10 protein-coding genes and 1 other RNA gene are annotated in these 8060 nt (G+C 61.7%); 3 read left to right on the top strand and 8 right to left on the bottom strand.

What is annotated here, in order from left to right:
- Nucleotides 1-341: oligoribonuclease (gene orn, locus WB402_RS06555; RefSeq protein WP_424206141.1), on the bottom strand; the 341-nt coding region annotated here is incomplete at its 3' end.
- Between the two features lie 123 nt (nucleotides 342-464).
- Between orn and WB402_RS06550 the strand changes: the two genes are divergently transcribed.
- From WB402_RS06550 to WB402_RS06540, 3 genes are read left to right on the top strand one after another with little or no spacing between them, the layout of a single operon-like run.
- The gene (locus WB402_RS06550; protein WP_424206139.1) at nucleotides 465-1706 is read left to right on the top strand and encodes a M48 family metallopeptidase; all 1242 of its coding nucleotides are present in this window, start codon (nucleotides 465-467) and stop codon (nucleotides 1704-1706) included.
- Nucleotides 1707-1727: 21 nt separating this feature from the next.
- A complete protein-coding gene (locus WB402_RS06545) occupies nucleotides 1728-2015 on the top strand; it encodes a c-type cytochrome (protein WP_424206138.1) in 288 nt (95 codons plus the stop codon).
- Nucleotides 2016-2027: 12 nt separating this feature from the next.
- Entirely contained in the window at nucleotides 2028-2363 is a 336-nt protein-coding gene (locus WB402_RS06540) for a 4a-hydroxytetrahydrobiopterin dehydratase (protein WP_424206136.1), read from the top strand.
- Between the two features lie 17 nt (nucleotides 2364-2380).
- On the opposite strand, the gene WB402_RS06535 is transcribed toward WB402_RS06540, so the two are convergent.
- The 7 genes from WB402_RS06535 to WB402_RS06505 form a co-directional block, all read right to left on the bottom strand.
- Nucleotides 2381-3271 (bottom strand): SDR family oxidoreductase, encoded by an 891-nt coding sequence (locus tag WB402_RS06535; RefSeq protein WP_424206135.1) that lies wholly within the window; start codon nucleotides 3269-3271, stop codon nucleotides 2381-2383.
- Nucleotides 3252-4421, bottom strand: coding sequence for a cation:proton antiporter (locus WB402_RS06530; protein WP_424206133.1), 1170 nt, complete (start codon nucleotides 4419-4421; stop codon nucleotides 3252-3254). Before WB402_RS06530 ends, WB402_RS06535 begins: the two co-directional genes overlap by 20 nt.
- 86 nt (nucleotides 4422-4507) lie before the next feature.
- Nucleotides 4508-5104: a recombination mediator RecR gene (recR, locus tag WB402_RS06525; protein ID WP_424206131.1), complete on the bottom strand. Its 597-nt coding sequence runs from the start codon at nucleotides 5102-5104 to the stop codon at nucleotides 4508-4510.
- Nucleotides 5105-5111: 7 nt separating this feature from the next.
- The gene (locus WB402_RS06520; RefSeq protein ID WP_424206129.1) at nucleotides 5112-5432 is read right to left on the bottom strand and encodes a YbaB/EbfC family nucleoid-associated protein; all 321 of its coding nucleotides are present in this window, start codon (nucleotides 5430-5432) and stop codon (nucleotides 5112-5114) included.
- 14 nt (nucleotides 5433-5446) lie between these two features.
- On the bottom strand, nucleotides 5447-7066 hold the full coding sequence (gene dnaX, locus WB402_RS06515; protein WP_424206127.1) for a DNA polymerase III subunit gamma/tau: 1620 nt from the start codon (nucleotides 7064-7066) through the stop codon (nucleotides 5447-5449).
- A gap of 47 nt (nucleotides 7067-7113) precedes the next feature.
- Nucleotides 7114-7211, bottom strand: an RNA gene (gene ffs, locus WB402_RS06510) — signal recognition particle sRNA small type.
- A gap of 101 nt (nucleotides 7212-7312) precedes the next feature.
- On the bottom strand, nucleotides 7313-8060 hold a 748-nt coding region (locus tag WB402_RS06505), incomplete at its 5' end, for an SbcC/MukB-like Walker B domain-containing protein (protein WP_424206125.1).

Below are 8060 nucleotides of genomic sequence, written 5' to 3'. Positions count from 1 at the left end.
CTGTTGCCGCACATTGGGGATTTGTTCTTCGGAACGTGCATCTGAAGGAATTCAAGCGTGAGGCGCTCGACGTCGGTCTCGGAATGCGTCGACTGCTTCACGCGTTCGATCAGACCCGTTCCCGCGTGGGTGCGCTGATTCCAGTCGTCCATGCCCGCGAGCATGGCATCGGACTGATGCACCGCCAACACCGGGCCTTCCGCGACGATGTTCAGCTCGCTGTCGGTGATGATAGTGGCGACCTCGATGATCCGGTCGGTTTCCGGATTTAACCCTGTCATTTCCAGGTCAATCCAGATCAGGGCATTGCTGCTCTGCGCCCCGCTGGGTGTTTGTGCCATGTACGCTCTCCGGATTTAAATGCGGGCCATTCGAGTCGGAAAAATCCCACCGCCCTTGGCGGAACAGGGAATTATTCGGGCCACCTACTGTCTCTTGTGCCGGAATGATAACATTCCTCTGATATGAATACCTTCACGATCATCTTTCTGTCCCTGCTTGGCCTGTCGCTGCTGACTGAGCTCTGGCTCGCCAATCGCCATATTCGCCATGTCAGCGCGAATCGCGATGCCGTGCCTGACGCCTTCCGCAACAAAATCACGCTCGAGGATCACCAGAAGGCCGCCGACTACACCATCGCGCATACCCGCTTTGGACGCATCGAGGACAGCTATGGCACGCTGCTGCTCGCCGTGTGGACCGTGGGCGGAGGCCTCGAGTGGCTCGACCGTCTGTGCCGTGGATTCGGCTGGGGCGAATTGGGCACTGGCACCCTTTTCATCCTGAGCGCGTTTATCTTCATGGGCCTGCTCGGGCTGCCGATGTCGGTGTACCAGACATTTGTGATCGAGAACCGCTTCGGCTTCAATAAAACCAGGCCGGGCCTGTTTGTGACCGACATGATCAAGAAGACTCTGCTGCTCGGTATCCTCGGCACGCCGCTGGCCATCGCCGCGCTGTGGCTGATGCAGGAGACCGGCGCACTGTGGTGGGTGTACGTCTGGCTGCTGTGGGGTGGTTTCACGCTGCTGCTGGTCTGGGCCTATCCCGCGCTGATCGCGCCGATCTTCAACAAATTCACCCCGCTCAAGGAAGGCACCGTGCGTGAGCGCATCCAGTCGCTGCTGGAACGCACCGGATTCCGGTCACGCGGCATATTCGTGATGGACGGCTCGCGCCGCAGCGCCCACGGCAACGCCTACTTCACCGGCTTCGGCAAGACCAAGCGCATCGTGTTCTTCGACACGCTGCTCGAACACTTGGGCGAGAAGGAGATCGAAGCGGTGCTGGCGCACGAACTCGGGCACTTCAAGCGCCGGCACGTCATGAAGCGCATGCTCCTGACCTTCACCTTCAGCCTGGTCGGGCTCGCGATTCTCGGCTGGCTGGTCGCGCAGCCGTGGTTCTACACCGGCCTCGGCATGTCGCAGCCCTCGACCCACGCAGCATTGATGCTGTTCATGCTCATCGGGCCGGTATTCACTTTTTTCCTGCAGCCACTGCTCGCCTGGGGATCGCGCCGCTACGAATACGAGGCCGACAGCTTCGCCGCCGAACAGACCGATGCCGGCGAACTGGTCAGCGCCCTGGTCAAGCTTTACCGGGAAAATGCCAGCACTCTCACGCCCGATCCGCTGCACTCTGCCTTTTACGATTCACACCCGCCCGCCGCACTGCGCATCGCGCATCTGGCGGGAAAAACCTGACGCTGCACGCAAGGAGGAACCATGCTCAAGTCATTTATTTTATTTCCGATTGTCGCCGCCCTTTCCGTTTCCACCCAGGCCGCGACCTTGCCGGGCGACGCCGCCAACGGCAAAAAACTGCATGACGTCAGTTGCACCTCGTGTCACAACGACAGTGTTTACAAGCGCCAGGACCGCAAGATCAAGAGCCTCGCGGGATTAACGGAGCAGATCAACAATTGCGAGCACATGACCGATGTTAAGCTGGGAAAGGCCCAGGAGAACGATCTGGTGAAATATCTGAACGAAACTTACTACAAGTTCAAATAACCGGCGAACGTCATGGACGATCTCACGCACAAATCCTGCAAGCCCTGCGCTCCCGGCACGCCGCCGTTATCGCGCGATCGTGCCGCCGATTTGATCCAGCAAATCCCGGGCTGGGCCCTGAATGAGGCCGCTTCCGAAATCAGCCGCTCTTTCAAATTCAAAAATTACTACGAAACCATGGCGTTCGTGAACGCGCTCGCCTGGGTGGCGCATCGCGAGGACCATCACCCGGACATCGAAGTCGGCTACAACCGCTGTCACGTGCGTTTCAGCACGCACAGCGTCAAGGGGCTGTCGGAAAACGACTTCATCGGCGCCGCCAAGCTCAACGCCCTCCTGGGCGAATGATGGTCCTTATTCCCCCGCTATCCGCAGCGTTCAAAACACGAAGCCAGGCCCGCCGCCAGATCCGGATACATCAACTCCACGCCCAGTTCCTCGAGCATGCGCCGGTTGTCGATGCGCTTCGATTCCGCGAGGTACGAAAGCATGCCTTCTCCCAACCGGCGGCGCGCCTCTTCCATGGTAACCGCCGGCGGTCGCGGAACCCCGAGTACATCCGCCACGCGAAAGAAAAAATCCGTCATGGTGGTGGGGTGACCGTCGCTGACATTGTAGAGAAGGCTCGGATGGCCGTGGCGCGCGGCGGCGATGCAAATGCGTGCAAGATCGTCGGCATGGATGCGATTGCTGAAGGGCGATTCGTCCTCGCGCAGCACCGGCTCGCCGGAGCGCAGCCGCTTCTCGGGCAAATACCCCGGGCCATAAATACCCGGCACGCGCAGGATTACGATCGGCACCCCGCTCGTCTCGCTCCAACGTTGGAGCGAGGTTTCCGCCGCGAGCCGGCGCCTGGCCCGATCCGCCTGCGGATTCGGCGGTTGATCCTCCGTCACCCACTCGCCACGGCAATCGCCATAAACGCCCGTGGTGCTGATCAGCACAATCCGCTTGGGCAGATTTGACGGCGTCAGCGCCGAAACGAACGTCTCCATGCGCGGGTCGGTCACACCCTTATCCGGCGGCGGCGCGAAGTAATACACGACGGCGTCCTTGACGGGAAGATTATTCAAGGATGCCGGGGCATCGAGATCGGCCGTGATTGGTCGGATGCCCGCGACACGCAGGCGCCGCGCGGATTTCTCCGAGCGTACGAGGCCGGCGACGGTCCGGCCCTCCGACCGTTCGAGCCGGGCGACGCGCTCACCGATGTCGCCGCAGCCGACAATCAGCACATCAGTTGCGACGGAGGTCATCGCGCACCGCGATGGGAGTTGGATAGCGCCAGACGATCAGGTACATCGAGACCATCATGGAAAGAATGGTGGTCAGTTCGAGCAGATGGGCCGCCTGATGGCGCACGACGCCGGTCTCCAGAGCCAGCACCGCGATCAGCAGGCTGAACTCGCTGCCCTGCCCGAGCCGTACTCCTATTTCCGTGGCCCGCGGCGGGCTCTCGCCGGCATTCGACAACAGCCAGCGGAACACCCAGGGTTTTACCGCGAGCACCACGGCCGCCAACGCGAGCGCCGGCATCAGCACGTCCACCAGCAACTTGATATCGAGCCCGGCGCCGAGCGTGAAAAAGAAAATGATCAGGAAAAAATCCCGCAGCGGTTTCAGGTTTTCGGCGATAAACAGCGAGATGCGGCTGGAGGCCAGCGCCACCCCGGCAACGAAAGCGCCGATCTCGTGCGACAGCCCCAGCCACACGGAAAGCTCCGCCAGCCCCAGACACCAGCCGATCGCGAGTAGAAAGATATATTCCTGGATGACGTCGAAACGCGCAATCAGCGGCAACAGCACATAACGCTCCACCAGGTAGGCCAGTCCGCAAACTCCAAGCAGCGCGAGCGCCAGCCTGCCCACGTCCGTGAACAAGTCCTGATGTCCAATGCCCGCCTGAAGAACCAGCAACAGCACAATGGCAATCACGTCCTGTAACAACAGGATGCTGATCATGATCTCGCCGGTGTGACGATGATGCAGCACCGTGGTCGGCAACAGCTTCAGGCCCACGATGGTGCTCGAGAACATGAGCCCGCCGCCGACCACGAGCGACTCGACGACGGTATAACCCAGCAGATAGCCGGCCACTACGCCGAGAGCGCCGAAAACCAGCGAACTCGCCCCGGTGATGATCGTGGCCGAGCCCAGCAGCCGCAACAGCTTCTGCGGGTGCATGTTGAGGCCGAGGAGAAACAGCAGGAACATGATGCCGATGTCGGCCACGCCCTTGATGAGCGAGGCATCCGTCACCCAGCCGAGCAGCGACGGGCCCATCACCACGCCGAGCACGATATAGGACACGATCAGCGCTTGGCGCGCATACAGCGCCAGCGTGGCGAAAACCGCGGCGCCGGTGAAGATCAGGAACACCATGAACAGCAGTGACTCACTGGGCATGACCGCGGGCTCCCTGCGTGGCGTTGAATCGTCAGTCCCCGGCATTCAGCCAGGGCGGGACAATCAGTTATCTCTGCTTATCTTTATCACGCCTCGCGCCGGCCGGCCAGTGCGCGGGCGAGCGTATTGCGGTCGGTGTATTCCAGCTCGCCGCCGATGGGCACGCCATAGGCAATACGGGTGGCCTTGATGTGGCGGGCGCGCACCAGATCGCTGATGTAGTGCGCGGTGGCCTCACCCTCCACGGTCAGATTGGTGGCGAGCACGACTTCTTTGATAGTCCCTTCATCCAGCAAGGCTTCGAGCCGGGGAATGCCGATTTCCTCCGGGCCGATGCCGTCGAGCGGTGACAGCCGCCCCATGAGCACGAAATACAGGCCGTTGTAGACCCCGGACTGATCGAGCGACACGAGATCGGAGGGCGACTCGACCACGCACAGCAGCGATTTGTCGCGCCGTGCCGACACGCAGATCGGGCACATTTCAGTTTCGCTCAGATTGTTGCAGCGCTTGCAGTGGATGATGCGCTCGACCGCGTTGGTGAGCGCCTGCGCGATCTGGCGCGCGCCCTCGCGGTCGCGTTCGAGCAGATGATAGGCCATGCGGCTCGCGCTCTTCGGGCCCACGCCCGGCAGCCGGCGCAGAGCCTGCTTGAGCGCTTCGAGGACGGTGACATCGTTCATGCGTATTTCAGAACGGAAGCTTCATTCCGGGAATGTTGAGTCCGGCGGTGAGGCCGGCCATTTTCTCTTCCGTGGTCTTCTCGACTTTGCGCACAGCGTCGTTCATCGCCGCGGCGACCAGATCCTCCAGCACTTCCTTGTCGTCCTGCAGCAGGCTCGGGTCGATCTGCACGCGCTTCACGTCGTGCCGGCAGGTCATGGTGACATTGACCATGCCGCCGCCACTGCTTCCGGTGACTTCGATGGTTGCCAGCTGCTCCTGCGCCTTACGCAGGTTATCCTGCATCGCCTGCGCCTGCTTCATGATATTTCCCAGTCCGCCTTTCATGTGTTCCTCTCGCGTCAAACCTTGGGTCGAATGGATGCCGGGTTCACCCGGGCATTGAATTTTTCCTGCAGCGCACGCACGTTGGGATCGTCCGTGATCGCCTGCACCGCCGCCTGTTGCCTTTCATCCTGCAAACGGGTTTTCTCCTTCGCCGGTGTTTCCACCACGGGACGCCCGATTCGCAGTGTCAGCTTGACCGGATTGCCATAGTATTTCTCCAGCGCCTGCTTCAATTCCGCTTCGCGCTCCTTGTTGAGCAGTTTCCCGTGCACTTCTTCCAGCACCAGCACCATGGCGCCGTTGTCAAAGGATTCGAGCGTCGTGTTGTTGGCCAATTCACGCACCAGGCCCGCGAGCCCGAGTTGGGTCACCACTTCGCTCCATTTAGTGGACTGAGCACAAGAGCTTTGCGCCACCGTGGCGGCGGGTGGCGTTACCACAGGCGCGGGTGCTGGTTTCATTGTCACGGGCGGAGGAGTTCGTGGTGCTGTTGCTGTGGTGGCAGTTCTGGTTGGCGGTGCGGCGGCAGTTGGAACGGATGTGCGTACCTCACCCGCTTCCGCCGGACGGAATGCCACCATGCGCAACAGGATCATCTCCAGCCCGCTGCGCGGGTCCGGGGCAAACGGAAGATCACGGCTTCCCGTGACTCCGATCTGATAGTAAAGCTGGACGTCCTGCGGCGATATGGCCTGGGCATGCGCCAGAATGCGCTCGCCCTCTTCGCCCGCCAGCTTTGGGTCGGCCTGCGCCAGGGCTATACGATGTAACGTTAACAGCAATTCTTTCAACAGCGCCTCGTAATCCAGGCCGAATTCCGTCGCTTCAGTCACCGCCTTGAGCAACGCGCCGACATCGCCGGCCTCCAATCCCTGCAACAGCTGTTCGATGAAATTCTGGTCGATCGTACCTAGCATGGCGCGCACTTCCGGCTCGGTGACCTGACCGCCGCCGTAAGCGATCGCCTGATCGAGCAGCGACAGGCCGTCGCGCATGCTGCCATCGGCGGCACGCGCCAGCAGCTTGATCGATCCAGCATCGTGTGCGTTGCCTTCCGCATCCAGTATCTTCTGGATTTGCGCGGCGATTTGCTCGAGCGGCAGACGCTTGAGATTGAATTGCAGGCAGCGTGACAAGACCGTGACCGGGAGTTTCTGCGGATCGGTGGTGGCCAGCAGGAATTTGACATGCGGCGGTGGCTCTTCCAGCGTTTTCAGCAGCGCGTTGAAGCTGTGGCCGGAAAGCATGTGCACTTCGTCGATGAGATAGACCTTGTAGCGGGCGCGCGTTGGCGCGTACTGCACGTTGTCCAGCAGCTCGCGCGTGTCATCCACCTTGGTACGCGAGGCGGCGTCCACCTCGATCAGGTCCACGAAACGGCCTTCGTCCACTTCCTTACAGGCGCTGCATTGCCCGCAGGGCTTCGAGGTAACGCCGGTTTCGCAGTTCAGGGATTTCGCGAGTATGCGGGCGATGGTGGTCTTGCCCACGCCGCGGGTGCCGGTAAACAGAAAGGCGTGATGCAGCCGGCCATGGTCAAGGGCGTTGACCAGCGGCTGCACGACGTGCTGTTGGCCCACGAGCTCGGAAAAGTTTCGGGGGCGCCATTTGCGCGCCAGGACTTGGTAACTCACGGGCTTTTGCTCACCATGGATACAGGCTTTCCGTAACGGGTGGCGGTTCGAGCCAACCACACCCCAGTACCCGAAATGCGAGCTGCGGCTGCTTCCTTCCGGACCTGACCGGGTTCACAAGCTTCCGTCGCCGAGGGGACCGGCTCTCACCGCCATAATCAATCTGTGGGATGAAAGTGTATCACGGTGTGGCGGTGGCAGTAACCGCGAAAGTGATGAGCGTTACGGTCAAGACCGCGTATTTTTTCAGGCTTCCGCCGCGACCTGCCGGGCGATGCGTGTTTCGCCATGCACGAGCCGGGCATGGCTGCCATGCTTGCCCTTGGTGATCTCGAGTCGTGCCGGGACCAATTCAGTCAGCTCGGCTACATGCGATATGAGCCCGACCAGCCGGCCGCTTTTCAGCAACTCGCCCAGCGCCTGGAAAGCGAGCTCGAGGGTTTCGGGGTCGAGCGAATCGAACCCCTCGTCGATGAAAATCGTCTCGAGACGAATTCCCCCGGCGTACGACTGAACGACGTCCGCGAGGCCCATGGCCAGCGACAGCGACGCCAGAAAGCTCTCGCCGCCGGAGAGCGTCTGTACCGGCCGGGTCGTTCCCGTGTAAGCGTCGTACACGAGCAGATCGAGTCCGCCGGCGGCCCGAAGATCCACGCGCTCCGTCGCGCGTTGCAGGTCGAACCGGCCCCGGCTCATGAGGCGCAGACGGTGGGAGGCTGCGGCGAGCACGTCCTCGAGCAGCGCCGCGAGCACGTAGCGTTGCAGCGTAATGCCATAAATATTCTTCCCATTCGCCACCTCCGCCACGCGCCCCACCACCGCGAGCTGCGCCTCCATTCGGGCCTGTTCTCCTTGCAGAAACTTCAGCTCCCCGACCGAACCGTCGATTTGCCGGCTTCGCTCCCCGGCGCGCGCCCGCTCTTCGAGGAGGCCGTTCACCTCGGCCTGGGCGTTCGCCGCGTCGGTCTCGAGCGCGGCCAGATCGGGACGGACT

Source organism: Sulfuricaulis sp., assembly GCF_049587675.1.
Classification (GTDB): domain Bacteria; phylum Pseudomonadota; class Gammaproteobacteria; order Acidiferrobacterales; family Sulfurifustaceae; genus Sulfuricaulis.
This window is presented reverse-complemented; position numbering and strand designations above follow the sequence as displayed.

Coding starts and splice junctions, on each gene's coding strand:
- WB402_RS06550 (WP_424206139.1), top strand. CDS start 465: ATGAATACCTTCACGATCATCTTTCTGTCCCTGCTTGGCCTGTCGCTG.
- WB402_RS06545 (WP_424206138.1), top strand. CDS start 1,728: ATGCTCAAGTCATTTATTTTATTTCCGATTGTCGCCGCCCTTTCCGTT.
- WB402_RS06540 (WP_424206136.1), top strand. CDS start 2,028: ATGGACGATCTCACGCACAAATCCTGCAAGCCCTGCGCTCCCGGCACG.
- WB402_RS06535 (WP_424206135.1), bottom strand. CDS start 3,271: ATGACCTCCGTCGCAACTGATGTGCTGATTGTCGGCTGCGGCGACATC.
- WB402_RS06530 (WP_424206133.1), bottom strand. CDS start 4,421: ATGCCCAGTGAGTCACTGCTGTTCATGGTGTTCCTGATCTTCACCGGC.
- recR (WP_424206131.1), bottom strand. CDS start 5,104: ATGAACGATGTCACCGTCCTCGAAGCGCTCAAGCAGGCTCTGCGCCGG.
- WB402_RS06520 (WP_424206129.1), bottom strand. CDS start 5,432: ATGAAAGGCGGACTGGGAAATATCATGAAGCAGGCGCAGGCGATGCAG.